This window comes from Brevibacillus sp. B_LB10_24 (assembly GCF_046036945.1).
Classification (GTDB): domain Bacteria; phylum Bacillota; class Bacilli; order Brevibacillales; family Brevibacillaceae; genus Brevibacillus_C.
This window is the reverse complement of sequence record NZ_JBJQOQ010000033.1, coordinates 19,036-44,923: the sequence shown is the minus strand read 5'-3', so window position 1 is coordinate 44,923 and position 25,888 is coordinate 19,036. Positions and strand designations below refer to the sequence as shown.

General features: G+C 50.3%; 27 protein-coding genes, 1 pseudogene and 1 riboswitch. Of the genes and pseudogenes, 6 read left to right on the top strand and 22 right to left on the bottom strand.

From position 1 onward, the window contains the following. Positions 1–15: 15 nt before the first annotated feature. Positions 16–414: a D-ribose pyranase gene (gene rbsD / locus ACI7RC_RS22465; RefSeq protein WP_408110433.1), complete on the bottom strand. Its 399-nt coding sequence runs from the start codon at positions 412–414 to the stop codon at positions 16–18. 52 nt (positions 415–466) lie between these two features. After that, positions 467–1,474 (bottom strand): LacI family DNA-binding transcriptional regulator, encoded by a 1,008-nt coding sequence (locus tag ACI7RC_RS22460; protein ID WP_408110432.1) that lies wholly within the window; start codon positions 1,472–1,474, stop codon positions 467–469. Between the two features lie 302 nt (positions 1,475–1,776). Here ACI7RC_RS22460 and ACI7RC_RS22455 point away from each other — a divergent pair, with 302 nt between their 5' ends. Beyond that, positions 1,777–2,076: a DUF3889 domain-containing protein gene (locus ACI7RC_RS22455; protein ID WP_408110431.1), complete on the top strand. Its 300-nt coding sequence runs from the start codon at positions 1,777–1,779 to the stop codon at positions 2,074–2,076. A 62-nt stretch (positions 2,077–2,138) separates the two neighbouring features. On the opposite strand, the gene ACI7RC_RS22450 is transcribed toward ACI7RC_RS22455, so the two are convergent. The 12 genes from ACI7RC_RS22450 to ACI7RC_RS22395 form a co-directional block, all read right to left on the bottom strand. Continuing rightward, on the bottom strand, positions 2,139–3,125 hold the full coding sequence (locus ACI7RC_RS22450; RefSeq protein ID WP_408110430.1) for a diaminopimelate dehydrogenase: 987 nt from the start codon (positions 3,123–3,125) through the stop codon (positions 2,139–2,141). 102 nt (positions 3,126–3,227) lie between these two features. Next, a complete protein-coding gene (locus tag ACI7RC_RS22445; RefSeq protein ID WP_408110429.1) occupies positions 3,228–4,586 on the bottom strand; it encodes an amidase in 1,359 nt (452 codons plus the stop codon). A 9-nt stretch (positions 4,587–4,595) separates the two neighbouring features. Then, entirely contained in the window at positions 4,596–5,918 is a 1,323-nt protein-coding gene (locus ACI7RC_RS22440) for an MFS transporter (protein WP_408110428.1), read from the bottom strand. A 17-nt stretch (positions 5,919–5,935) separates the two neighbouring features. Next, complete coding sequence (locus ACI7RC_RS22435; protein WP_408110427.1) at positions 5,936–6,574, bottom strand: GntR family transcriptional regulator; 639 nt, start codon at positions 6,572–6,574, stop codon at positions 5,936–5,938. A gap of 133 nt (positions 6,575–6,707) precedes the next feature. Further along, positions 6,708–7,157, bottom strand: a complete 450-nt coding sequence (locus tag ACI7RC_RS22430; protein WP_408110426.1) for a chemotaxis protein CheX — start codon at positions 7,155–7,157, stop codon at positions 6,708–6,710. Between the two features lie 27 nt (positions 7,158–7,184). Then, positions 7,185–7,916: an EAL domain-containing protein gene (locus ACI7RC_RS22425; RefSeq protein ID WP_408110425.1), complete on the bottom strand. Its 732-nt coding sequence runs from the start codon at positions 7,914–7,916 to the stop codon at positions 7,185–7,187. Between the two features lie 321 nt (positions 7,917–8,237). Further along, a riboswitch (cyclic di-GMP riboswitch) is annotated at positions 8,238–8,325 on the bottom strand. Positions 8,326–8,531: 206 nt separating this feature from the next. Beyond that, positions 8,532–10,112 (bottom strand): ATP-binding protein, encoded by a 1,581-nt coding sequence (locus ACI7RC_RS22420; protein ID WP_408110424.1) that lies wholly within the window; start codon positions 10,110–10,112, stop codon positions 8,532–8,534. Between the two features lie 110 nt (positions 10,113–10,222). Continuing rightward, positions 10,223–11,176 carry a siderophore ABC transporter substrate-binding protein gene (locus ACI7RC_RS22415; protein ID WP_408110423.1) on the bottom strand — a complete coding sequence of 318 codons (954 nt, stop codon included), beginning with the start codon at positions 11,174–11,176 and terminating at the stop codon, positions 10,223–10,225. A 49-nt stretch (positions 11,177–11,225) separates the two neighbouring features. After that, entirely contained in the window at positions 11,226–11,984 is a 759-nt protein-coding gene (locus ACI7RC_RS22410; RefSeq protein WP_408110422.1) for an iron ABC transporter ATP-binding protein, read from the bottom strand. After that, positions 11,978–12,928: an iron chelate uptake ABC transporter family permease subunit gene (locus ACI7RC_RS22405; RefSeq protein ID WP_408110421.1), complete on the bottom strand. Its 951-nt coding sequence runs from the start codon at positions 12,926–12,928 to the stop codon at positions 11,978–11,980. Before ACI7RC_RS22405 ends, ACI7RC_RS22410 begins: the two co-directional genes overlap by 7 nt. Then, positions 12,918–13,871 carry an ABC transporter permease gene (locus ACI7RC_RS22400; protein WP_408110420.1) on the bottom strand — a complete coding sequence of 318 codons (954 nt, stop codon included), beginning with the start codon at positions 13,869–13,871 and terminating at the stop codon, positions 12,918–12,920. Before ACI7RC_RS22400 ends, ACI7RC_RS22405 begins: the two co-directional genes overlap by 11 nt. A gap of 213 nt (positions 13,872–14,084) precedes the next feature. Next, on the bottom strand, positions 14,085–14,285 hold the full coding sequence (locus ACI7RC_RS22395) for a cold-shock protein (RefSeq protein ID WP_408110419.1): 201 nt from the start codon (positions 14,283–14,285) through the stop codon (positions 14,085–14,087). A 346-nt stretch (positions 14,286–14,631) separates the two neighbouring features. Here ACI7RC_RS22395 and ACI7RC_RS22390 point away from each other — a divergent pair, with 346 nt between their 5' ends. From ACI7RC_RS22390 to ACI7RC_RS22380, 3 genes are read left to right on the top strand one after another with little or no spacing between them, the layout of a single operon-like run. Continuing rightward, positions 14,632–15,012 carry a BlaI/MecI/CopY family transcriptional regulator gene (locus tag ACI7RC_RS22390; protein ID WP_408110418.1) on the top strand — a complete coding sequence of 127 codons (381 nt, stop codon included), beginning with the start codon at positions 14,632–14,634 and terminating at the stop codon, positions 15,010–15,012. Beyond that, positions 15,009–16,466 (top strand): M56 family metallopeptidase, encoded by a 1,458-nt coding sequence (locus ACI7RC_RS22385; RefSeq protein ID WP_408110417.1) that lies wholly within the window; start codon positions 15,009–15,011, stop codon positions 16,464–16,466. Before ACI7RC_RS22390 ends, ACI7RC_RS22385 begins: the two co-directional genes overlap by 4 nt. 30 nt (positions 16,467–16,496) lie before the next feature. Further along, positions 16,497–17,081: a copper amine oxidase N-terminal domain-containing protein gene (locus tag ACI7RC_RS22380; RefSeq protein WP_408110416.1), complete on the top strand. Its 585-nt coding sequence runs from the start codon at positions 16,497–16,499 to the stop codon at positions 17,079–17,081. A 157-nt stretch (positions 17,082–17,238) separates the two neighbouring features. Here the strand turns inward: ACI7RC_RS22380 and ACI7RC_RS22375 are convergent, their stop codons facing one another. From ACI7RC_RS22375 to ACI7RC_RS22355, 5 genes and pseudogenes are all read right to left on the bottom strand, one after another. Then, the gene (locus ACI7RC_RS22375) at positions 17,239–17,895 is read right to left on the bottom strand and encodes an ABC transporter permease (protein ID WP_408110415.1); all 657 of its coding nucleotides are present in this window, start codon (positions 17,893–17,895) and stop codon (positions 17,239–17,241) included. Between the two features lie 36 nt (positions 17,896–17,931). After that, positions 17,932–18,840, bottom strand: coding sequence for an osmoprotectant ABC transporter substrate-binding protein (locus tag ACI7RC_RS22370; protein WP_408110414.1), 909 nt, complete (start codon positions 18,838–18,840; stop codon positions 17,932–17,934). A 14-nt stretch (positions 18,841–18,854) separates the two neighbouring features. Then, positions 18,855–19,493, bottom strand: a complete 639-nt coding sequence (locus ACI7RC_RS22365; protein ID WP_408110413.1) for an ABC transporter permease — start codon at positions 19,491–19,493, stop codon at positions 18,855–18,857. Between the two features lie 11 nt (positions 19,494–19,504). Beyond that, positions 19,505–20,305: pseudogene (locus tag ACI7RC_RS22360) on the bottom strand (ABC transporter ATP-binding protein); the annotation flags it as partial. A 140-nt stretch (positions 20,306–20,445) separates the two neighbouring features. Next, positions 20,446–21,531 (bottom strand): aromatic ring-hydroxylating oxygenase subunit alpha, encoded by a 1,086-nt coding sequence (locus tag ACI7RC_RS22355; protein ID WP_408110412.1) that lies wholly within the window; start codon positions 21,529–21,531, stop codon positions 20,446–20,448. 197 nt (positions 21,532–21,728) lie between these two features. Between ACI7RC_RS22355 and ACI7RC_RS22350 the strand changes: the two genes are divergently transcribed. Then, positions 21,729–23,087 carry a sigma-54 interaction domain-containing protein gene (locus ACI7RC_RS22350; protein WP_408110411.1) on the top strand — a complete coding sequence of 453 codons (1,359 nt, stop codon included), beginning with the start codon at positions 21,729–21,731 and terminating at the stop codon, positions 23,085–23,087. Here the strand turns inward: ACI7RC_RS22350 and ACI7RC_RS22345 are convergent. Together ACI7RC_RS22345 and ACI7RC_RS22340 are read right to left on the bottom strand one after the other, a co-directional pair. Beyond that, positions 23,075–23,635, bottom strand: a complete 561-nt coding sequence (locus tag ACI7RC_RS22345; RefSeq protein WP_408110410.1) for a DNA-3-methyladenine glycosylase I — start codon at positions 23,633–23,635, stop codon at positions 23,075–23,077. The genes ACI7RC_RS22350 and ACI7RC_RS22345 overlap by 13 nt on opposite strands. A gap of 223 nt (positions 23,636–23,858) precedes the next feature. Continuing rightward, on the bottom strand, positions 23,859–24,449 hold the full coding sequence (locus ACI7RC_RS22340; protein WP_408110409.1) for a TetR/AcrR family transcriptional regulator: 591 nt from the start codon (positions 24,447–24,449) through the stop codon (positions 23,859–23,861). A gap of 91 nt (positions 24,450–24,540) precedes the next feature. On the opposite strand from ACI7RC_RS22340, the gene ACI7RC_RS22335 reads away from it, so the two are divergent. Continuing rightward, entirely contained in the window at positions 24,541–25,077 is a 537-nt protein-coding gene (locus ACI7RC_RS22335; protein ID WP_408110408.1) for a hypothetical protein, read from the top strand. A 57-nt stretch (positions 25,078–25,134) separates the two neighbouring features. Here the strand turns inward: ACI7RC_RS22335 and ACI7RC_RS22330 are convergent, their stop codons facing one another. Next, positions 25,135–25,812: a GntR family transcriptional regulator gene (locus ACI7RC_RS22330; RefSeq protein WP_408110407.1), complete on the bottom strand. Its 678-nt coding sequence runs from the start codon at positions 25,810–25,812 to the stop codon at positions 25,135–25,137. Positions 25,813–25,888 lie beyond the last annotated feature (76 nt).

Below are 25,888 nucleotides of genomic sequence, written 5' to 3'. Positions count from 1 at the left end.
CCTCGCCCAAGCGGCTTAGTAAGCGACGCCGGCGACCAAAATTACGTTGGCATAAGGAGTAAATTCTCCGCTGCGGATAAACCCGCGTGCCTGTTTGGTCGTTTGCTTAAATTCCACATGCGGCAGGTACTCTACAGGAATGCCGGGAAACCTCCGCAATATTTCCTCATTCATCTGGGGACTGACCGTTTTGATTTCCTCTGCCAAAATGATCTTCTCAACGATCAATTCCTCCAAAACCGTGTCCAGCGTCTCTAAAAACCCCGGAGTGCCTTCCTTCAAAGCCAAATCAATCCGTGTGCGGACGTTTTCCGGCAGTGGCAGTCCAGCATCGGTGACAACGATGCAATCCGTGTGTCCGGTTTCCGCAATGAGTTTGTTAACTGCTGGATTGAGAATACCGCCCTTTTTCATGATGATTTCACCCTCCAAAATGTAAGCGTTTAGATTTTTGAATATGCAGATTTTATTTCAATCTGCACGATTGGCGTATGTTGAGTTCGGGAGAAAGCACGTAGTGGCGCTTTGCCCCATCTAGTCCTTCCTTCATTCGTTCGTGAAGGATCTCAAAAGCAACCTCCCCCAGCTTTCGCATCGGCCTGGATACCACAGTAAGCGGCGGGTTGATAAACGTGGCGATGTCGACGTCGTCAAACCCGATAAAAGCAACTTCCTCCCCGATCTTCCAGCAAAGCTCCATCAGCGCCTTGACACAGCCGATCGTCATCAGGTTGTTGGACGAAAGAATGGCTGTCGGCCTCTCGGCAAGGCTGTGCAGCGCTTTCGTCAAACGTGTCCCGCTCTCTTCCTTAAAATCTCCCTCCAGGATGTACTCTGGAACGAGCGGCAGACCGTATTCTTCAAGAGCCCGTCTGTACCCGACATACCGCTCGTAACCCGGCGTTGTATTTTGCGGACCGCAGATGATCGCAATTTTTTGATGCCCTTGCAGGATCAAATGCCGCGTCGCCTGGTAGGCCCCGTCAATATTGCCGACTAACACTGTATCGACTTCAAACTGTTTGATCGACCGGTCGACGGCCACGATCGGAATCTTGGCGTCAATCACTGCCTGCAGATGATCACCCTCCTCGTCGGCTGTTGTGATAATCAACCCGTCAACGCTCCGCTCCATCAAGATCTTCAGAAGCTCTGTTTCGGTCTCAGCCGACTCGTTCGTATTGCACAAGATGGTGAAATACCCTTTCTCTCTCGCCTTCTGTTCGATTCCCGAGACGACCAGGGGAAAAAACGGGTTGTTTATGTCCGGGATGATGATGCCGATCGTGTTCGTCGTTTTTTTCACCATGCTTCTCGCGACGGCATTGGGAATGTAGTTCAGTTCTTCGATAGCTGCCAGGATGCGGGCTTTCGTTTTTTCCCTAACGCCTCCCTGCCGGTTGATCACCCGGGAGACAGTGGCTGTCGAGACATTGGCCCGCTTTGCTACATCTTCAATCGTCGGTTTAGACAACAGTATCAGCTCCAAAAATGTAAACGTTTAGATTAAATTCAGTAAAAAAAGCCTATCACCCTGCAATTCACCAATAAAACCCGCTGTAAAAGCGCTTTCTTTTGCTTGTATTTTAAATTATCACAAACTTTTATCAAAATCAATCTAAACGTTTACATTTTTTCTTCCCCGTCACCAGCGAGCTGCTCAAAGGGACGACTTTCACGGTATATCTGAAAGAGGCGTAAACGGCCTCTTTTTTTGCATACATCGGATTCATCAGGGACATACAATGGAAAACACCTTTTGATGGGAAGATGGCTATGAAAAGAGTATGGACGTCCCTGATCGCGCTGTTTTTTATTTTCGCTGCAGCTGCGAATGCCGCCCCTGAACACGCCAAATGGGGTACCATTGCCGTCAAGGAAGCACAAAAGCGATTCGAGGCTGACATCATAGACTATAAGTATCTGGGACGTTCCGAGATAACGTCAACGCGCTCGGAAGCGAAATTCAGGCTGTGGCTGAGAGACCGGGTGGGAAATGAGTTTGGCGTGTATGTTTTCATTTTATTTGACCCGGCTGCCGAAAAAGCCGTAGCGATTCGGTTTGTGAAAGACTGAAAGAAAATGCAAACACAAAACCGGGTGCCGCAGACCTCACCTGCGGCACCCGGTTTCGACTCTTACAGCAAATCTCTGCGCAGCTCTTCGGCAGACCTGCGCGATACATAGACGGGCGCGATATCCAGCACCGTCTTGGCCCCGGTCTGTCCCTCTTTGTTCAACCGGTAGGCCGCACGCACATAGGCGACCAGTACACTTGCGGTAAATTCGGGATTGCTCTCCAGTTTTAGCGAGAACTCGATGATTTGCTTGCTGCCCGCCCCGGTCTTGCCGCCGCGAATGACAAATCCGCCGTGCGGAAGCTGGGAGTGATCCCGCTGCAAGTCCTCCTGAGTGACAAAATGCACTTCTGTCTCGTAATCGGCAAAGTAGTTGGGCATGGTTTTGATCGCCTTTTCGATTTGCGCCTGGTCGTACCCTTCTTCCGCAACGATGTAACAGACGCGCCGGTGTTTTTCAGCGGTTGTCAGTACGGGGTTCTCTCCGTTTCTGACCCTTTCTACTGCCTGCTCGATCGGGATCGTGTACTGGACGCCCGCCTTCACTCCTTCGACCCGGCGAACCGCGTCTGAGTGTCCCTGGCTGACGCCATTTCCCCAGAACGTGTAGTTTTCTCCCTCGGCCAGAATCGCTTCTGCCATCAGGCGATTGATCGAGAATAGGCCCGGATCCCACCCCACTGAGATGATGCTGGTTTTTCCATTTGCCTGCGCCGCTTTGTCCACGCTTTTATAATATTCCGGTATTTTTGCATGCGTATCATAGCTGTCCACCGTGTTAAACATGCGGGCAAAATAAGGTCCTTGCTCAGGCAGGTCTGTAGCCGATCCTCCGCATAGTACCATGACGTCTATCTCATTCTGGTATTCCTCGGCTGAAGCGATATCCAGCACTTTGACACCCGGTTTGTCGATTCCGAGGCTGTCGGGCGATCTTCGCGAGAATACGGCCACCAGCTGCATATCTGCATTTTGCTCGATAGCGGCTGCGACTCCTTTGCCCAGATTGCCGTAACCGACGATGCCCACGCGAATTTGGTTTTCCAATCTTTCTCCCCCCATGGCTTTTGTTTGAATGATTTTTTATGCATTCCTACTAAAATACCATGGAGGGGGAAGATATTTCTAGTTTTTTATTACAAAAACCAATTAATTTTGCTGTTCGTAGGCGTATCCAAATTGGTACAGCTTGGCTTCCTCGCCGTGCCTTGCGATCATCTGAAACCCGATCGGCAGGCCGCTGGCCGAAAACCCGCAGGGCACAGACAAACCGGGATTCCCCGTAAAATTGGTCGGCGAGGTCAATCGCAGCAGTGCCTGCCGAACCCCATCCTGATAGTCGCCGATCATCACTTCCCGCTGGTCGATATCCGTCGGCAGGATCGGGAGCGTCGGCGTCAACAGGACGTCGACTTCCTTAAAAATCTCGTTGTATTGTCCGGTAAGCCGCTTTCGCTGCTGCTGCACCTGCACATACTGGTAGCCGCGAACCTCCTTGCTGGCTGCCAGGCGCTCGTACACTTCCCGGTCCAGGTCGCTCCCGTGATCCTGCATCGTTTTCTCGTGTACCGCATACGCTTCGGACTGTATCGTGATCAGCTGCCCTCGCATTATTTCTTCTATTCCGGCGACCTCTACCTCACGCACCTCCGCTCCCAGACTTTTGAAAACCTCGCTGGCTTTAAGGACAGCCCGCAGGACTTCATCCTCCACATGCCGGTAGTAATACGAGGGAAGACCGATTACCTTGCCGCGTACACTTTCGCCGAGGAGCCGGGTGTAATCTTCTCTCTCCTGGAGGATAGAATAAGGGTCCAGCTCATCGTACCCCGCCAGTATGTTTAATACGGCGGCATTGTCGCGGACGCTTTTCGTCATCGGTCCTACGTGGTCGAGCGTATAAGCCAGATCAAACACACCGTATTTGCTGACCAGCCCAAACGTCGGCTTCATCCCGACAATTCCGCATGCCGCTGCAGGGATTCGGATCGAGCCGCCTGTATCGGTTCCCAGGGCGGCGCAGGCGAGGCTGGCAGCCACGGCCGCCCCGGAGCCGCCGCTGGAGCCGCCGGTTATTTTCTCGGGGTTATGGGGATTGCGGGAGGGGCCGAAGTAGGACCTGTCACCGATCGGTCCGTAGGCGAATTCATGCGTGTTGGTTTTCCCGAGGATGACCGCCCCCGCTTCCTTCAGCTTGCGGACAACCGTCGCATCAAAATCAGGGATATGCTGGGCGTATACTTTGGAGCCCATGGTTGTGCGAATTCCTTTGGTAAAAATGAGGTCTTTCACTGCCACCGGGACTCCGTGCAGGGGGCCCCTGACGTCTCCTCTGGCGATCTCCTCCTCCGCTTGGGCGGCTGCGGCAAGCGCCTCCTCTTCACACACGGTGACATACGCGTTGTACAGCGGATTTTGCTTTTTGACGTCCGCCAGCATCTGCCGGACGACTTCCACAGGAGAGAGCTTTTTTTCCCGAAACGATTGCGATAAAGTCAAAACATCCATGGTTACCTCCTAGACATTCGTGAGAGAATTGGTACGCTGCTGAACCCGCCGCCCGGGTTTGACAAAAGCCATGGCTACCATCCCGATACATGCAGCGACCGCCGCCGCTGTAAACATGGCTGAATAGCCGTATCCTTTTACCAGTACCCCTGTCAGCGTGGGGGCCACAATGGTCGCGATGTTGGTGAAAAAATGGGTCACTCCGCCAAATGTTCCCGCCTTGGAAGGCTCCGTATCGATGATCACCGTCCAGTATACGGTATTTGGCACGAAGTTGAAGGCGTTGCCAAGCGCCATCAACAGCAGGACACCCGTTACACTGCTCACCGTGGGGATGAACATGAAGCAGACGGCCGTAAAGAACAGCGAGACAACCGCGAGCCCTGACCGGGCAATCCGCAGACTTCCTGTTTTTCTTCTCAAAGCGTCGGAGATGCGCCCGCCAAGCAGCACGGTTACGCAGGCTCCGACCCAGGGGATCATCCCCAGATACCACAGGGAAGACAATTTGAAGTCGAAAGTGTCCTGCAAATACTTGGGCGTCCACGTCAGCAACAGAAAATTCACATATTGAAACGCAAAATAGCCAAGCGCGTTCAGCACCAGGGTTGGATTTTTAAAGAAGTGATACCAGGGGATTTTTTCATCGGCAGAAGCAGTTACAGTGCCTTCCCCCGACAGCAGGCCCTTCGTCGAACGAATTTCCGCCAGCTCTTCCGGACTCACCTTGGGATGGTGTTCCGGCAGATCGGTAAACATTTTTCTCCAGATAATCACCCAGACAAGTCCAACCAGACCAAGGATGATAAACATCATTTTCCAGTCTGTAAAAGATAGCAATGCAACTGCTACCGGCGCCGTCAACAGCGCCCCCAGCGGAGTACCCAAGAGTCCGAGGGCTGCGGCAAAGCCCCGCTCCTTCGGCGACGCCCAGTTGGCCATCGTGCGGTTGATTGTCGAAAAGGTCGGCCCTTCTGCCAGGCCGAATAACACCCGGAACACGGCAAAACCAGCGATGGCTGATCCGCCAAAGACGGCAATCCCGATCTGGCCGGCGAAGGCGGTTGCTATTTCCGCGACCGACCAGGCGGTTCCTGCCAGAATCCACACGTACTTGGGCCCTTTTTTATCGGCCAGGAATCCGCCAAACAAAGCGCCAAACATGTAACCGTACCCAAAGTAGCCGAGGATTTCTCCCCAGGTCTTGGGATCGAGCCCGAATTCTTTAATGATCGCTTCCTGGGCATAGGAGATCGCCCCGCGGTCGACGTAATTGACCACGGTCATAAAGACGATCATTCCCATGATGACGTAACGATAATTTCGACTCATCTTGATCTTCTCCTCCACTACCTGTTCAGAATAATCTGCTTCACCCGCTCCAGGTGCTCGATGACGGCTGCTTCCGCATCTCCGTTTTGAAGCCCGTCCAAAATCCTCCTGTGCTCGCGAATCACCTCCTCCCTGCGCTGAATCGGCCTTTGCAGAACACGCATGCCGATTCGCCGCATCACGTCGTAAACCTGTTCGGTCATCGTTAGCAGGCGCTTGTTATCGGCCAGCCTGTTCAATGCCCGATGAAACTCAAAGTCCAGCGAGGTAAACGCGTAATCATTCTGTACCTTCGCATCCGTCGTCATCTGGCAGATGATTTCCTCCAATGCCGCATACGCCTGTTGATCCAGGCGCCCTGCTGCTTTCCTCGCGACCGCGGTTTCAAGCACCGCGCGAAGTTCAAACACCTCTTCGATATCCCTTTCGTCAAATGAGCTGACATATGTCCCCTTGTAAGGCAGGGAGTAGACCCATCCCTCTGCTTCCAGCGCTTGAATGGCCTCGCGAAAAGGAGTGCGGCTGATGCCGAACAGTTCCATCGCCTTTTTTTCCGTGATCATTTCATTGTCCTTCAGTTCCCCGCTGATGATAGCCTCCTTTAAAACATGGTAGGTTTGCAGCTTCAGAGACTTTGGCGATACCTGAGGTTTCACATAGAGGCACCTCCTTTTGCGGTAAATTCCATATATTATATATGATACCGAAAATTCAATCAACACTTCTGCTTGTAGGCAAAAAAAACAACCACTTCCTTGTGGTTGCTTTGCCGGCTGCCCCTGTCCGGTTTCATTTGAGCAGCAGAATCATATTGATGGCGCCTGCTTCGTGAATGTCGATCGGAACTCTGAGCGTTTCATTATAGCCTTCCAGGCTCGTTTCCCTATTCATGACAACCGGTGGGGTAATGTCGACGAAAAGATTTCGCTGGGACAAGAACGTAGACATATTCCCTGCGATCATGTTGCCGAATTCGCCGACAAAAGAATGCAGCATTTCGCTTTCCAGGTCAAAGCCAAACATCGTTTTTCCAAGCATGCCAAACGTGCTCGTCTTTCCCTCCAGAATCAGGCTGCCCTGGACGGCTCCCGAAACCCCGATCAACACGCCCATCTCTGGCTGCAGAATCGGGACCGTCACTCGTACAGGTATACCTAACGTATTGGAAAGGGGGATAATGGTCGTTGCCGCTTGAATTGATCCGTTTAAAAAATCGGTGATGACGACCGAACCGGTCATGAATACCACTCCTTCTCTTTAGCTAATCTACGAATTCATGTGATGCAAGGACCCAGGTTTGCCCAAAACATAGCCCTGTCCGATATCGACACCCAGCACCTTGGCTGCAGCCAGATCTTCGGGTGTTTCTATGCCTTCCAAAATCAGAAATGTATGGTTACGGCAATACGTCACAAGCAGTTGAATCATTCGCTGTTTTTTCTCTGAACTGGACAAATCGGTTGCAAAATATCGATCCAATTTGATATAGTCCGGTTCCACTTCCACAATTCTTTGCAAGGAGGCGACTCCTTTTCCGACGTCATCGAGAGCAATCCGGAATCCGTCCTGGCGCAGACGGCGAACAGCCTCGCCAAAAGCCCTGTAATCGGTTATTTGTTCCGCTTCATTGATTTCAAAGATGATGTATCTGTTGGGAACGGAGTTTGTGGCTTGCAGCTTTTCCAAGAAGGACGGCAGCGATGGATGGAGTAGTGTTGAGGGCAGTATATTCACAAACAGGTTTTTGGGCGCAGAAGTCATCGATTGGGCGTAAGACGTAATGGCTTCGTATATAGATGTCGTATCTAATTCGTACATCAAGTCTTGTTCCAACAGGGTTGTGAAAAGAACTTCTGGGGTGAAAGATTCACAGCGGAAGAATGCTTCATAGCCAACCAGTTCCCAGTCGCTAAACCTGAAAAGCGGCTGATAGGAATGATAGTATTGTTTTTTTTCGATCAATTCGTTGACTTTCTCATTTGTTTCACACTGACACATGTTTCTCCCTCCTTTGACTGCAGGTTTGTCTAAGACCCCCGGCGCNAAAAGCGGCTGATAGGAATGATAGTATTGTTTTTTTTCGATCAATTCGTTGACTTTCTCATTTGTTTCACACTGACACATGTTTCTCCCTCCTTTGACTGCAGGTTTGTCTAAGACCCCCGGCGCATTAGAAAAACTTGGCTTATCGCCAAGTCAAATAGCGAAAGCCTTCGTTTTTCTTATACTTTCATCATTTAACGCGTTAGTGAAATTAAACTTTCCCAAAGTATAAAAAATGGCTATTCAAATAAGAATAGCCATTATGAAAAGCCATTCTTCGGCAACCTGGCGATCATAGTTCAGTCAGAACCACAGACCCATGGCTTTGCGTCCCCACCTTTCGATGAGTTTGCCCTTATCGGAATATGCTGTGACTTTTGAATTATCATCTAAGATTTTGCTCAATGCAAAATGTAGCATAAATTTTGACACCATTCAACAAGAAGTTACATATTTCCTGGTTCTTAGTACCCATTATGCGTGATTTACTAAAAAATGGACAAAAAAATGATGGCGAGCGTTCAAAAACTCGCCATAACCGGACTATACATCAATGTTTAATGAATAAGTTCATGAAAGTGTAGTGTCATTTTTCTTTTTGAAGGTCAGGTATTCTACTAATGCCTGTTGCAGCGTGCCTTTGGTCATTGCCTTATTTTCAAATGACAAGCCCTGACTGACCATCAGTTTCACCGTTTCCGGGCGCAGTCCCGTGATAACCGCTTGGCATCCCATCATGGCTATGCCATCCAAGAGATTCATCAGATGTTTGATGACTTGGCTGTCCATTTCACCGGCACCGGAAAAATCAATGATCAACACTTCGATTTGATGTGCGCCTACCTGGGTGATCACCTTATCCCCGATTTCAGAAGCTCGCTGCATATCGATCGTCCCAATCAACGGAAGAATGCACATCGTGGCAGTCAACGGGATGATCGGCACAGACAAATTCCGCACGGTCTCCCTTTGTTTTTGGATTAATTCATCCTTGTACTGCGAATAGCTGAAAAAGAAATAATGAAGGAATTGATCGACCAGTTCATTAATGCTTTTTTCCAGTGAGTAAAAATCTTCGCGGGTATTCTGCTTACCACATAGACGATCGTAATTGTACAGGAATTCCCACAGGACCCTTCGGATCGTTTGGATCCACTCCAGTTTAAACGCGAGGGTTAACGAGTACTTGGCCCATGAGATCCCTTCCTCTTGCGCAAAGGAAATCACTTCGTGTTCTTGGGCATCAACGATGTAAAGCACAAGCTTGTGGGCGTTGGCCAGCAGGTTGATGTTTCCGGTACGCTGAATCTCGTCTATTTTTCCCTTTACATTGACCGCTTCTGCAAGCAGGCGCTCCTCAAATTTCTCCTGGTTTTTGATAAAAAATCCTCTCAAGTTGAGCCCCTTCTCAAAGTACAAATCCAAATCCATCACTCCACGTGTTATCTTTTGGGATTCCTTGGGTATCTTGATGACAAACTTCGTTCCTTCCCCCTCTTTGCTGTAGACCTGGATCTCCCCTCTATGCTGATAGACAACCGAGAACACCTGGGTTAGTCCCATGCCTGTTCCGTCCACCTTCGTCGAGAAGAACGGGGTCCCAAGCATGGCCAGCTTTTCTTCGGGAATGCCAACTCCAGAGTCTTGAATCGTGACAGTTACATTCCCCCCATTGACAAAATGTTCAATCGTTATCGATCCTTGTTCTGGTATCGCCTCAAATGAATTCTTTAAGAGATTGAAAAATGCCTTTTTCAGTTGATTCCTTTTTCCATACACCAAGGCGTCCGTATCGGAGAAGTTCTTTGAAATCTCTACCCGGTAGATCTGATCTTGAAAGAGGTTGATGAGGGCCTCCAATTCGACGGACAAATTTACGGTTTGATCGGGTTCCGTTTCCAAGTCCGGCTTGGCGACATGCAGTAAATTTTCCAGCGTCAGAAGCGCATTCTGCAATTCAGCCTGGGCGATTTCCAAATACGAATCATTGTGGTCCTCTTTTAGTAATTGTAAAAATCCTTTGACGGCTGTTAAGGGATTTTTTACCTCATGCGCAATTCCTGCAGCGATTTGACCTACGGAAGCAAGCTGCCCTAAATGGGCGTCCTTCTTGACGGCAGAGTCAGAGTCTTTATGATCCTTGAAGTGCAATTGGCTTTCCCCCTTCGCGCTTTTCAGAATAAATCTAGATAATTCCCTCTATAATTTTAACATCATTTAACAGCAAAAAAAGGCACCTAAGGTGCCTTTTTTGACATTCTCTACCTAATGCTGTCTGCTACTTCCTTTACCATGTCTGCTACGGAAGCAAGTCCTCCGCCGGAAAGGTACCAGTAATTCGGGTCAAGGTAGACGATGTGGTTGTTTTTATACGCTTTCGTATTTTTTACCAGTTCGTTTTCCACCACATTTTTTGCCGACGATGTGCCCCCTGCTACTGTGCCCCGGTCGACGACAAACAGATAATCCGGGTCTTTTTCGACGATGTATTCAAAAGAAATGCTCTGCCCGTGCGTCGACACCTCTATCTTGTCGTCTACCGGCGTGAAGCCGAATACGTCGTGGATAATCCCGAAGCGGGAACCCGCCCCATAGGCGCTGACTTTTCCGTCATTGGCCAGGATGACCAGAGCGTTCTGTTTGCTTGCCGATACCTTTTCGTGCAGTTGCTTGATCGATTCATTTACTTTTGCCAGTTCTTCCTCGACAGCAGCTTCCTTATCGAAAATCTTTCCTAGGGTTTTTGCATTCTCGGTAAATGACTCCATGTAGCGCGATGTGTCTACTCCCAGATAAATCGTAGGGGCAATCTTTTTGAACTCATCGTACATGTCGGACTGTCTTCCCGAGATAATGATCAGATCCGGCTGCAGCTCATGAATCTTTTCAAAATCCGGCTCCTTCAAGCTGCCCACGTTTGCGTATTTATCATCTTTGTACTTCTCCAGATAAGGGGGAATGCTGCTCTTTGGCAACGCCGCCACTTCAATCCCCAGCTTATCCAGGGAATCGAGCGTGCCGAAGTCAAACACAACCACTTTGGACGGATTTTTCTTAACCGGCGTCTCACCCAGCTGATGCTTGATCGTCAGCTCTTCGCCAGCCTGGTTTGCCTCCGTGCCCTGCACCGCAGCGGTATTGGAACTGTTGGATCCGCACGCAGCCGCAAAGACAGCCGCCAAAGCGATCGTGAAAAATAGAAGTACTTTCTTCATTGTATCCACCTCATATCCGTTTTTTTGATTGAACCCTCGAAACTGTGATTCAGGAAAAATAAATGCAAATTTTATTGTTGTCCACGGTCTCGATTTTCATCTCCATCTCGTAAATTTCCCGCAGCACCGCAGGGTCCATCATCTCGTCGGGAGTGCCTTCCCGGACGATTTTCCCTGCTTTTAGCGCCACGATCGTATCCGAGTAGCAGGAGGCAAAATTGATGTCGTGGATGACGATCACGATGGTTTTGCCCAGCTCATCTACCAGCCGCCGCAAGATCTTCATGATTTGCACAGAATGCTTCATGTCCAGGTTGTTCAACGGCTCATCGAGCAGGATATACTCCGTATTTTGGGCGATGACCATGGCGATGTAGGCCCTCTGCCTTTGACCGCCGCTCAGCTGGTCGAGGTACTTGTGCTGCATATCTGACAGCTCCATGTACTGTATCGCTTCCTCTACATACCTCCAATCTTCTTCTGAAAGTTTGCCTTGCGAATAGGGAAAGCGCCCAAAGGAAACCAGTTCTCTGACCGTCAACCGCAGGCTGATGTGATTGGCTTGCTTCAGGATGGAGATTTTTTTGGCGAGGTCACCGCTTTTCCACTGGCCAAGTTCCTTTCCTTCTATATAGATGTGCCCCGCATCCCTTTGAATCAGACGGCTGATCATTGACAGCAGGGTGCTTTTGCCTGCTCCGTTCGGCCCGATAAACGAGGTGATCTTGCCTTTTCCGATGGTCACGGTCACATCGTCGATCACCTTTTTGCCTGCGTACAGTTTGGAAACGTGTTTTACTTCTACCACGATTTGTTCTCCTTTAACAAAAGGTATAGAAAGTAGCCCCCGCCGCAGAAATTGATGATCACGCTTAAGGTTGTGGCGAAGGTAAAGACCCTTTCAACAATCAACTGGCCTCCGACCAATGCGACGATGCTGACCAGAATGGAACCCAGAAGCAAATACTGGTGCCGGTAGGTTTTTAAAAATTCATAGGTGACATTGACGACCAGCAGCCCGAGAAACGTAATCGGCCCAACCAGCGCGGTCGAAACGGAGATCAGGATCGCGACGACGATCAACAGCCGTTTTACGACGTAATCGTAATCGACCCCGAGGTTGACCGCTTGCTCCCTACCCAGGGAAAGCACATCCAGGTACTTGATAAACTTGCGAAAGTAGACGGAGACGAGCAGGACGGAGATGACGGCAATCCCGAGCAGGTCTGTCTTGATGTTGTTAAAGCTGGCAAACATCTTATCCTGGACGATCTGAAACTCGTTTGGATCGATCAGCACCTGCATAAACGTTGCCAGGCTTTGAAAGAGCGTGCCAAAAATCAAGCCGATCAACAGCAGAAAGTAGATGTTTTGCTGCTCCCGCTTAAAGATGACTTTGTACAACACCCCTGAAAACAGGATCATCAAACCAACCGTGACTGCAAAGTTGAGATTGCTGCTGCCCATCGTCAAGGTCTTCGAGCCAAACAGAAACACGACGACCGTCTGAATCATCAAGTACAGGGAATCCAGGCCCAGAATGCTGGGGGTGAGGATGCGATTGTTCGTAATCGTCTGGAAGACGGTCGTCGCAAATGCGATCGATCCCCCGGTCAAGATGATCGCAAGCACCTTCGCAATCCTTTTTGGCAGTATGTAATCCCAACTGCTTCCAATGTTTATGAACAAAAAGACGGCGATCAATATCACGGCGACGACAGCGAGGAACCACGTCTTTGCCTTATACCCCATGTGCCCTTCTCCTCATCAGTAAGTAAACAAAGATCCCACTTCCGATAACGCCGACGGTAAGGCTGATCGATATCTCGTACGGATAGATAATGATCCGGCCGAGGATGTCGCAAAACAGGATGAAGACCGCCCCCAGCAGCGCCGTGTGAGACAAGCTTTTTTTCAAGTGGTCTCCCTGGTAGATGGAGACGATGTTCGGAATAATCAGACCCAAAAATGGAATGGTCCCAACGGTCAGTACGACCGAGGAAGTGACGAGCGCCACGATGATCAAGCCGATCCGGACGACCTGCTTGTAGTTCAGGCCCAGATTCTTGGAAAACTCCTCGCCCATCCCCGCGACGGTAAATTTATTGGCGAACAGATACGCCAGGACCAGGAAAGGGATGCTCACATACAGCAGTTCGTACCTGCCTTTCATGATCAGGGAAAAATCACCCTGCAGCCAAGCCGACATGTTTTGAATCAAATCGTACTTGTAGGCGAAAAACGTGGATATCGAACTGATGATGTTGCCGAACATCAACCCTACCAGCGGGATGAAGATCGTATCCCTGAACTTGATCCGCTCGAGAATTTTCATAAACAGAAACGTGCCGAGCAGAGCGAAGACAAAGGCGACAAGCATCTTCAGGAAGGGGCTGGCCGCGGTAAATGCCATCAGGGAAACCAGAACGCCAAACCGGGCGGAATCCAGCGTGCCGGCGGTAGTCGGAGACACGAACTTGTTCCTGCTCAGCTGCTGCATGATCAACCCGCATACACTCATGCTGACCCCGGCAATGATGATGCTGATCAGCCGCGGCAGCCTGCTGATCAACAGGATTTGGGCTTTGTCATCGGATAGATGGAACAGATCCAGGGGCGTAATATCCTTTACTCCAATGAAAATGGAAGTGATAGACAAGACGATGAGTGCAAGCAACAAATACCTTCTTTTCATGGCTCTCCTCTGGTTAATAATGATATTCATTATCAATTGACTTCGGTGACTAGTTTACAATACCCCCTATGCATTGTCAATCATATCTAGATAAGAAATGTGCAAAAAAAGTGAGACAGCCATGCCAGCAGAATCGCTGGTATGACTGTCTCACCCGTTCAAAGCCAAAAGAAAACTGCCCTCACGTCTGTTGTAAGGGCAGTTTTCTTCTTGTTACAGTTTTACGACGTTTTCAGCTTGCGGACCGCGATTGCCTTGCACCACGTTGAATTCAACGCGTTGGCCTTCATCCAAGGATTTGAAGCCTTCGCCCTGGATTGCGCTGAAGTGAACAAATACGTCGCTGCCGCCTTCCACTTCGATAAAACCGAAGCCCTTCTCAGCATTGAACCATTTGACAGTTCCTGTTTGCATGTGTAATACCTCCATTTTTTCATTTAACATGTTCTTTTTATTTTTAAAATAAAAATTCACATATTGTAAAAGGCACAAACTGTTAAGATGTAGCCCTTTACAATATGTGAATTCCCTCTCAATCGTTATTGGACTGATAACACAATACCATACTCGATTCAAAAAAGCAAGGGAACAGCGGTTGCCTCTGTTAAAATCCCGTATGTTCTGCCTTCGCATGAGAGCGTCTCCCCTTTTCCGGCGGGACGGTGCCTCCGGCAAAAAAGTCAGTATTGACATCTGCGACAACTTGTCGTATTTTGGATCTACGACAAGTTGTCGCATAAAAAATCAGAGGTGCACACTGATGAAAAAATTAGGAAGGTTATCTGAAACGGAATTGGAAGTCATGGAGGTGATATGGGAATTGGCTGCTCCCGTCACGGTTGCACAGCTTTTGGATATCTTCGCCGGCAAAGGCTGGAAGACTTCAACCGTATCGACCATCCTGAAGCGGCTGATCGAAAAAGGCTTTTTGACAAAATCAATAGCCGGCAAGGCGAATGTTTACGATCCTGCATTGACGCTGGAAGAGTACAAGAAGTACGAAACAAAAACCTTTTTAAACCGCTTGTACAATGGGAATGTCAAAAATTTCATCGCTGCTCTGGTTGATGATGAAGAACTTAGTCAAAAGGACATAGCGGAGCTAAAAGAGTGGTTTGCGCGCAAGGAGGGTGAGAAATGATGGGTTTCCTCCTATCTCTCATCATTGCGTCATTCGTTGGGACCATCATTTGGATCGTGCAAACCGGTGTAAGGCCAATCACGCAAAAAGTGTTTTCGCAGACTTGGCACTATTACACCGGTTTCATTCCAGTGTTTTTTCTGCTTGGCGGTTCAGCGATCATCAATAGGCTTGTACCGTTTATCCGCTCTATTTTGCCCGATACCGGCACGAGCCCGCTGGCGGGAGAGATGAGGGAACCATTTGTACACATCCTGCCAAGCGAACAAGCGGCAAGTCACCTCACGTTCTTCAATCAACAGTTTGCCAATCTGTCCCGCCTGGAGAACATTCAGGGAATAGCAGCAACCGCAATTCTGGTATGGGCAGTGGGAACATTTGTCTTTCTTGCGGTAAACGTAAAAAACTATCGGGCATTTAAGCGTTCGATCTTGCAAAACAGCCGCGTGTGTGAGATGGTGAACGGCCCCGTCAAGGTAATCGTCAGTGCCCGTGCAACAACCCCCATGCTCATGGGGCTGTGGAAACCCGCTGTTGTTCTTCCGGATACCCCATTTGGCGAAAAAGAGCTCGCCATGATTCTCTCCCATGAGCTCGTTCATTTAAAGCGGGGCGACCTGCTGATGAAACTGATCGTACTCGCTGCAAACGCGGTTCACTGGTTTAATCCGGCGGCCTATTCGCTCAACAAACAGTTGGATATGCTTTGCGAACTCTCCTGTGATGAAAAAGTCGTTCAGGACATGGATAGGGAAAGCCGCAGGTTATACGGCGAAACGCTGTTAGCCATGCTGGAATATGGCGTTACGCAGAGAAACGTGGTTTGCACCAGTAATTTTTGCAATTCCAAAAAGAATATGAAAAGGAGACTTCTAAACCTGATGAATGTGAAGAAAACAAACAAGTCTATGATTATGCTGTCTCTTGTTGCAACTATCTCAATGGCGGGAATTGGCGGACTTGTCGCGTCTGCTGCCGAATCGGCGGTGCCGGACAGGGCTGTGCCGTCCAAGGCAGTGCCGCCCAAAATTCCGACTGGCAAAGACCCTCAAGGCCGTAATGTTTACGTTCAATTGGAGGACGGCACGGTCCTTTACTACGATAAGAATGGGAATGTATCAGAGGTACCCGAAATGAGAAAAAGTGTATCGCCGCCGGAATATACCACTGAGGAGCTCATAGATCGTATTCACCTATTCATTAAAGATGGTGTTCCCGTACCTCCAGATTATCTTGATCAACTACCGCAAAAAGATTTGGATGGGATCAATGAGACTTATGGCTTGCAGCTTAAACGCACAGAAAGTTTAACCACCGAGGAGCTTGTAGAGCTTATGAAAAAAGGAATTGAGGAAGGTACAGGCGTACCTCAAGCCTATGTCAATGCACTCCCGCAAAACGAATTGGATGAGATCAATAAGATTTATGGCTGGGAACTGCAAAAGTCAAATTGAAGAATGAGAGGTATCTGGGAGATCATGATGATGGTAAAAACAAAACGAAACTTTATTGCTATTCTCGGCTTGCTCGCCATTCTGTTGACCGGAAAGATAACGTATGCCGCTGAAGATTTCTTTTGGTCGGATGTTAAACCTAAGCCTTCCTGTTCTGAGAGCCGAGATGGGAAACCCAAGGAAATGGGCTTCGTCATTGATGGCAAGAAGGTGATAGAAGAACTTCCTCTTTGTGAAGAAGCGAGAAAAAGTTTTGTCATTGTACAAGTGAACGGGAACTATTTGCATACCAATGCCGGAACCGGGGCGGAGCCCTTTGTCGAGAACGGAAGAACCATGATTCCGCTTCGGGCAATTGCCGATGCATTCAAGTTCGACGTGGACTGGAAAGAAAGCGAACAAAAAATTACACTTGCGAAAGACGGTAAGAGTATTATCTTGCACATTGGAAAGCCGGAGATCCTGGTTGACGGCAAAACGTTGTATTTTGACGGGGCAGTACCCATGCTCAAAAACGGCCGGACCTTCTTACCCGCAGGCAAGCTTGCCGAACTGCTTGACATTCAAGTTGAGTGGGATGGAGACACACGTACTGCGACGTTTACCAGCAAATAGCTTCCATTTTCTATAAAAAAATCCTGAATTCACCAAATGGCGCGGCACGTTTCTTGAATATTGAAACTACGGTAAAGCCCGGCTTGTGCGCCGGGCTTTTTATAGCTGCCGTATTTTAACAAAATCGGTTCACCCTTGACTTCAAGCCGTTTTCACGCTATTCGCTCCTCGCCTTGTGCAGATAAAATCCGGACCGCTTTTCCACCCATTTCAGCAAAAAGTCGACGCCGACGGCAAGACAGGCGGCCGGAATGGAACCGGCCAGAATTTTCACGTCATCCGTGGATAGGATCCCCCGGAAAATCAGCTGCCCGAGCCCGCCTGCGCCGACAAACGTGGCGATGGTGGCGACGCCGATGCAGATGACCGTCGCTACCCGAAAACCCGCCATCATGACAGGCAGAGCCAGGGGAATTTTTACTTTAACCAGCAGCTGCATGGGCGTCATGCCCATGCCTTTTCCCGCTTCGATCAGATGAGGGTCTACGTTCTGCAGCCCCGTATAGGTATTCTGGATAATCGGCAGCAGGGAATAACAGATCAGGGCGATGATGGCCGTCGTGTAGCCCAGCCCGAAGAAGATCATGACGATCAGGAGCAGCGCCAGGTTCGGGATGGTTTGAATCATGTTGATCACGGCTTGTACGGACACGGCCAGCTTTTGGTTCCTCGTCATCAAAACAGCTGTCGGTACGCCGGCAATCGCGGCCAGCACAACCCCGCTCAAGCTCATGTACAGGTGTTCACCGGTGATCGTCAGGATATTTTCCCAGTCGTTGATCATGTATTGCAACACATCCAGAAAGGTGTTCAAGCTGCCTCCCTCCTTCACCGTTTTCGATGCTTTTCGCTATTTCAGCAGCCCCTTTTCCTTCAGGAAGTTTTTCGCGATCTCGGCAGGCTGCACTTTCTTGATATCTGCTTGATAATTCAATTCTGTCATTGTCTCTGTGTCGATCTGGCCAACCAGTTTATTGATCACGTCCTCCAATTCGGGATGTTTTTTCAGCAAGTCGTTGCGGACAACGGGTGCCGCCTGATACGGCGGGAAGAATTTCTTGTCGTCCTCCAGCGTCTTGAGCTGGTATTCCTTCAGACGCGAATCCGTCGAATACGCCAGCACGATGTCCACGTCTTTGTTGCTGACGGCCTTGTACACCAAGCCGATCTCCATCGGCGAGGTTTTGCCGAACTCGATTCCGTACGCCTTTTTGAACGCCGGATAGCCGTCATTGGGGCGTTCCAGCCAGGCATTGTCCGTCCCCAGGTGCAGGTCCTTGGCATGGGGAGCTACGTCTGATACCTTTTGCAGGTTGAGTTTGTCGGCCAAGTCCTGACGCACGGTAAATACGTAGGTATTTTCAAAGCCGTAGGAAGGAAAGAACTTCTGATCGTACTTTTCCTGCATTCCTTCTTGCACCAGCTTCAATGCTTCAGCCGGATCGCGCGGGGGATCTTCGATTTTCAGACTGCTGGACAAATCCGTTCCCACATACCGCACGGCGGAAATCTGGATTTCGTTGTTCTCCATCGCTTTGAGCACGACCGGCGTGGAGGTCAGCCCCTCTACGATCTCCGGCTTCAGCTTGGTGTCTTGTTCGATCAGGAGCTTGATCATATGCGCGAGAATCAAGTGTTCGGAGGTGGACCAGGAGCCGATTTTGACGACATCCCCCGATCCGGAAGCGCTCTTGGAGCAGCCTGTGATCACGCTAAACAGCAGCAAGCCGGCAATGATAATAGACCCAATTCTCTTCATGAAATTCCCCCCTGTTATTTTCGCAGTCCCCTCGGAGTGCAAATGCTCTGGATCTTCCTGGTCAGGATATCTGCCAAAGCCGCCAACAGCGCGGCAGAGATAGCCCCGATGATCAGCATGCTCTCGTTGTTGATCGTCAGCCCGGTAAAGACCAAATACCCCAGCCCTCCTCCGCCAATCAAGGAAGCGAGCGTAGCCCAGCTGATCGTGTAGATCGTCGCTGTGCGAAAGCCTCCCATAATGACGGAAATCGCCAGCGGAACCTCGACCTTCAGCAGGATCTGCAAATCCGTCATGCCCATCCCCCTGGCCGCTTCCTTCATCGCAGGGTCCACTTCCCTGATCCCGGTGTAGGTGTTTTGCAGCATCGGCAGGATGGAGTATAAAAACAGCGCGACGATCGCAGGAAATGTACCGATTCCGATCAGGGGTATCATGAACCCAAGCAGCGCCAAACTGGGGATGGTCTGGATTACGTTCACAATTCCGATGACGAAGTGACTCACTTTTTTCGTTCTGGTCAGAACGATCCCTAAGGGTACCGACACGATGAACCCTGCGATGACCGCAATGGCGGAAATGTACAGATGCTGCCAGATGACGGTGAAAATATCGCTGTACCTCTCCTGGACAAAGGCTATCAACTCGCTCATCGCACTCCCCCGCTTTTGGAGGTTCCCGTTTGGAGGGGACCGGTTTCGCCGAGGTGCTGGGACGTATTGTATTCCCGCAGATGCTTCTGCAGGCGTTTCGGCCCGATAAACTCGATCACAAACTCGCCCGCGGGATTCTGCAAGAGCTGGGCCGGCTGATCGATTTGCACGATGCTGCCATCCTTCATCAGGCAGATCCGGTCGGCTATTTTCAAAGCCTCATCCATATCATGGGTGACAAAGACGATCGTTTTTTTGATCGCTTTTTGCAGGCGGACGAACTCATCCTGCAGCTGTTCCCGCGTGATGGGGTCCAGGGCGCTGAACGGTTCATCCATCAGGATGATCGGCGGGTCGGCAGCCATGGCCCGGATGACGCCCACCCGCTGCTGCTGTCCGCCGCTCAGTTCGGACGGGTAGCGGTTCTTGAATTTCTTCGGATCCAACCCCACCAGGTCCAGCAGCTCATCCACTCTTTTCTCGCACTCCTGAGGCGGGACATTCTTTAGCTTGGGAACAATCGAAACATTCTGACCGATCGTCATGTGCGGAAACAGGGCAATTTGCTGGATGACGTACCCGATGTTGCGCCTAAGCTGCACGGGGTCTTTTTTCGAAATGTCCTCTCCGTTGATTTCAATCGTTCCGGATGAAGGCTCAACCAGGCGGTTGATCATTTTCATCGTGGTCGTCTTGCCGCATCCGCTCGGACCGATCAGGACAAACAGTTCCCCTTCATGGATCTGGAGATCAAGCCCCTTGATGATCTGAACCTGATTGATCGTCTTGCTGACATTGTGAAACCGTATCATTGGCATCCCCCTTCTTTTTTTCGTTTTGCAACAGCAGCGGCATTTGCCCTACTATAACCTAAATGGGCAGGGAAAGAGAACGCTTTCAAGTCATTTGGCCATGCATTTTTTCCAGGGAGCTTCCTCGTGGGAAGCCCCGTCTATTTTTGCTCCAGCGCGCTCAGCACCATCTCGTGAAACTGCAGTACCGCGTGCTCGGTAGGAGAAAATTGGCCTTTGGAAAAGGCGCGGGAACGAAACCCGATCTGTTCCAGCTCGACCAGTTCGACGTCCTCGTCCCGAACCTGTTCGGCAAAGGCGATCAGGTCCCGCTCCTCCTGGGTCAGCTGCTCGTCACGGAAAAGGTAGGTGTAGACGCCCAATGTCGTCTCATGGTCGATGGGCACCATCTGGATGATCGACATATTGCCCGGTCCTGGGTAGATCGTCACCATCAGATTGGGCCACAGCCAGTAGAACCGGCCCCCCTGCATTTCCGCCTTATCCAGCTCGACCGACCCGTACTGTTTATCCGGCTTTACGACGGTTCCCTGCACGGAGTAGTTTTCACATTGAATGATTTTGTACTGGCTGAGATCCAATGCCGCCGAGAATCCCGGATGGGCAATCGGACAGTGGTCGCATTCCAGATAGTTGTCGATAAAGGCCTTCCAGTTGGCCTTGATGACCCGTGTCTTGCTGTTGATTTTTTTCAACTCACCCAGGAAGGGAAAGGCCTCCAGTTCGGCAAAGAAATTGCCGTATGAGGCTGCCAGCGGCTGGGCATGGTCATCCAGATTGACGAAAATCAAGGAGGCCAGCACTTCTATTCTGACGCCCCTCAGGCAGGACCTTTCTGCGCAAAGGCCTTCCGCTCCCTTAAAATTCGGCGCCCTGTTCAGCGAGCCGTCGAGGTTGAAGGTCCAGCCGTGATACCCGCACTGCAGGATTTTTTTATTTCCTTCCGCGTTTTTTTCCAGTTTGGTCGCGCGATGCGGACACACATTGTAGAACGCCCGCAGCGCCCCCTCTTTTCCCCGGACGACGAGGATCGGCTCTCCCGCCACCTCGCAGGTAAAATAGTCCCCCGGCTGCTCTACCTGGCTGACATGACCGACGAACTGCCAGGAGCGGGCAAAGATCTTCTCTTGCTCTTCCTTCAAAACCTGGGGATCGGTATACAAACCGTACGGGAGTGTTCTCACCTCATCGTTATGGATGTTGGCTTTCGCTTCTTGAACTGACATGCAGGTTCGTCCCCTTCCATTCACAGTGATGATTTCGATTTCACAAAGACAGATTTGCATATATCATGCCAGACTGTTTTTTCTGATATTTCATCATTTTCTGTTGATGGGCCGCTTCACTTTGAGTTAATATCAACTCAACTGAAGTGTTGTCAACTCAATCTGTTTCGCTTTTTTCGCTCCAAGGAGGGCTGTCCATGTATAAAGAACCCGGAAACCAGATGATTGAAATGAGCACGGAAATCTTTGAAAAAATCCTGGACCATTCATCAGACGAGATATACGTCCTCGACGGCGATACCCGCATCGTCTTTATCAACCGGGTTTGCGAGCAGCACTACGGGCTGAAGCGCTCCGAGGTGATCGGCGTCAAAAATGAAAAGCTGTTTAAACAGGGGTATTGGACACCCACTGTGGTACCGCGGGTCATGGCGGAAAAAAAGCCGGTCACCATCAAGCAAACCACTTATTACGGCGCTGAATTAATCACGACTGCCGTCCCCATCCTCAACAGGAACCAAGAGATTGAACTGGTCGTCATCACCGCCCATGAACCAAACTTCAAGGAATTGACGCTTTCAAGAGAGGAAAATGCAAGCGAACACCCTATATCTATCGGCCATATCATCACCAATAACCCGAAGATGAAGGAGCTGCTTGGCTTCTGTGAACGGGTCGCCGCTGTTGATTCGACGATCCTGATCCAGGGAGAGTCGGGGACCGGGAAGGGTGCCTTGGCCAAGTTCATCCATCAGGTCAGCCAGCGAAAGAGAGGCCCGATGCTTACGATCAACTGTGCGGCGATCCCGGAAGAATTGCTGGAATCGGAGTTGTTTGGCTATTTTCAAGGGGCCTTTACAGGGGCGAACAAAGCGGGCAAGATGGGGCTGATTGAAGCGGCGAACAACGGCACCCTGTTTTTGGATGAGATCGGCGAGGTGCCGCTGAAGATTCAGGCAAAGCTGCTCCAGGTGATCCAGGACCGCCAATTTCTGCCCGTGGGCGGCACGGAGGTAAAACAGGTTGACATCCGGATCATCGCAGCCACGAACCGGGATTTGCTCAAAATGGTTGAGAATAAGCAGTTTCGGGAGGACCTGTACTACCGGCTGAACGTCATCGACGTCAAAATCCCGCCCCTTCGCGAACGGCCGGAAGACATCATCCCGCTCACCTACTACTTCATCAACCGATTTAACAAAAAATACCAGGTGGATCGCCTGATCTCCCAGGAGACGCTTGAGATTCTCTCCAACTATTCCTGGCCGGGCAATGTGCGCCAGCTGGAAAATGTCATGGAGCGCTCGGTCATCACCACCGAGTCGATCATCAACCCTGGCGATCTGCCGGAGATCATTCACCAGCATGCCAAGACCGGGTCGCCCGAAGCCCCTTGGTCTTCACTGGATGCCGCCATCGAAGAGGTAGAAAGAAAGCTGGTGACCAAATCCTACCGAAAGTGGAAAAGCTCTCGTAAAGTAGCAGCCGATTTGCAAATCAGCCAGACGAGAGCGTCAAAATTGATCCGCAAGTACTGCGGCACTCAATGGGACTGAGGATGGCAGCAGCAGGTCACCAGGTGGTCGTTCACCATCCCGACTGCCTGCATGTAGGCGTAGCAGATCGTCGTACCTACGAACTTGAAGCCGCGCTTTTTGAGATCCTTGCTTAACCGGTCGCTGATCTCGGTGGAAACAGGGACTTCACTTGGCTCTTTAAAGTGGTTTTGAATCGGTTTTCCGTCTACGAACGACCAGATGTATTGGCTGAAGGAGCCAAACTCCCGGGCAACAGCCAAATACGCTTTTGCATTTGCGATGACGGCTGCTATTTTCAGCTTGTTTCGCACGATACCCGCGTCACCCAGCAGTTCTTCTACTTTTTTGTCGTCGTACTTGCTGATCTTCTCCGGATCGAACTGATCGAAGGCCCGGCGGTAATTTTCTCTTTTTTTCAGGATGGTATACCAACTGAGGCCGGCTTGCGCCCCTTCGAGATTCAAATACTCAAACAGCAGGCGGTCGTCGTAGACGGGAACGCCCCATTCCTTGTCGTGGTAGTCGATGTATAAAGGATCTTGGTTGACCCAGGCGCATCTGTTCATGTTAGTCTCCTCCAGGTGGACGTTATGGCATGTATCAGGACTCTGGTTTAGGCCCCATTATAGTTGTGGAAAATTTTGGTCCCTCTTTCATTTAACTTGTCCGCAATGCGGAAAGATTCATCTGTCATTCGGATGTTATCTCTGATCTGTTAGACGGTATCTCGGCATTTTTCGCTTCCGTACGATTTAGCTGCCAGGCCCGACTCACTCTTCTGCTCCCCCGTCAACGGCACAGAGACTGTACGTGATGAATCACAACGGAACGGATCCATTCAGGAGTCAACCGCTCCGGCTGCATCACGCCGTGTATCGCCAAGCCGTCGATGAGCGCGTACAACCGCTCCGCTTCCAGCTCCGGATTCAGGCCGCTGCAGGCCGGTTCATGCCGGATCAGGGACTGGATAAGCTTCAGGATGCCTCTCCGCATATCCTCCGAAACTTCACGGCTCAGCGACTGCAGTGCCGGGTCGGCGAGCGCTTTTGCCGTAAAAGCTACCCATACCTCCATTTCTGCGCTGCGCTCTTCGTCCAACGGGAGCAGTTCATACAAAAGACTCAGGATGTCCTCCACCAATCTGCCGGTTAAGGAAATGTTCCTGACGCGCTCTTTCACTTTATCCGACACCAATTTCATGGAAAAGGCGAGCAGCTCTGATTGCGTGGAAAAATAGTGGCGCATCGAACCGACCGACAAGCCAGCTTCCGCCGCAATGTTGCGGACAGAGGCGCGTTCCATGCCATCCCGGCGAATGACCCGCCAAGCGGCTTGGGCAAGCTTTTCCCTTTGTTTTTCGTGGTCTACGATTTTTGGCATGTCTTCATTTTATCACGAATTTGTTTTTTTCATACGGTTGTGTTATTTTATTTAATACATATGTGTTAAAAAAGAGAGAGGAGAACCATACATGATTGGCTGGCTGATTTTAGCTTGTGAAATCGGCTTTTGGGTCTTCGTTTGCGCCGGACTTTTCACCAGATACGTGCTGCATCTGAAGAAACTGAGTGGTATTTTGCTGCTCTGCACGCCGCTTCTCGACCTGATTCTGATCGTCATGACGGTTGCCGATATGAAAAATGGAGCCGCAGCCGACTTCTTCCACGGATTGGCAGCTATCTATGTCGGGGTGACAGTCGCGTTTGGTCACCAGATGATTCAGTGGATGGATAAGTACTTTGCCTATTGGTTCGCCAAAGGAGCGAAGCCCGAGCGGACAGCCAAATACGGACCGGAGCATGCTAAGCGGGAGCGAATGGGCTGGTACCGGCATCTGCTCGCGTGGGCGATCGGGGTTGCCTTGCTGTTCGGTATCATTGCCATAGTCGGCAATCCTGAGCAAACAGACAAGCTGCAGAAGATGGCGGGCGGATGGTCAATCGTACTGCTGATCGATTTTGTGATCAGCTTCAGCTACACCATCATGCCGCGGAAAAGACCGGGGTAGGGGCAGGAGAAGACAAGGGCCTATCCCCTTACAGGATAGGCCTGGATATTCCATCTATTATTGATGACTAAACAGTTCACTCTTCATGATCTGCATCAGTTTTTCGCCGCTTGCCCGCACATGTTCTCTCATCATCCGTTCCGCCAATTGATCATCCTGAGATTTTATGGCTTGCACAATCTGCCTATGCTCCTCCACGGATTTTTCCAGGCGGTTTGGCTGGTCCAATGTGAGGTAGACAAATCGCCGGTAAGGCAACTGATTGATTAACAAATTGAAATGATACTGCAGCTTGCCGTTTCCCGACCCTTTTATAATGGCGGCATGAAAGCGGTCATTGGCATCCACGTAAGCATCGACATTTCCGCTCTTCACCGATACTTCCATGTCGTTCATCGCACCGATTAGTTCACCAAGCTCCGCAATGCCGCCTCTTTTCGCCATCTGTCCGGCAGCAAGCCCTTCCAGCACTTCTTTTAGGGTGAAAAGCTCCGATATTTCCTGTTCTGTCGGTTTAGCGACACAGGTGCCTACCCGTGGAATGATTTCCACTAACCCCTCCTGCTGCAATTGTTTCAGCGCCTCGCGGACAGGAGTCCTGCTGACTCCAAGCCGTTGTGACAGAGCTGTTTCCGAGAGCTTCTCGCCTAAAGCGAATTCTCCGGAAACAATTGCCTTGCGCAAGAGATTGGTAACCTGCGCGTGAATGCTTTCAGTAGTGACGGAAAGTTCCAATTCCTTCCCCCCCTGCCCGATTTTTGTTACCCTTTATTTTACATGTATACCATGTACCATACAACTTTTTGCGTTA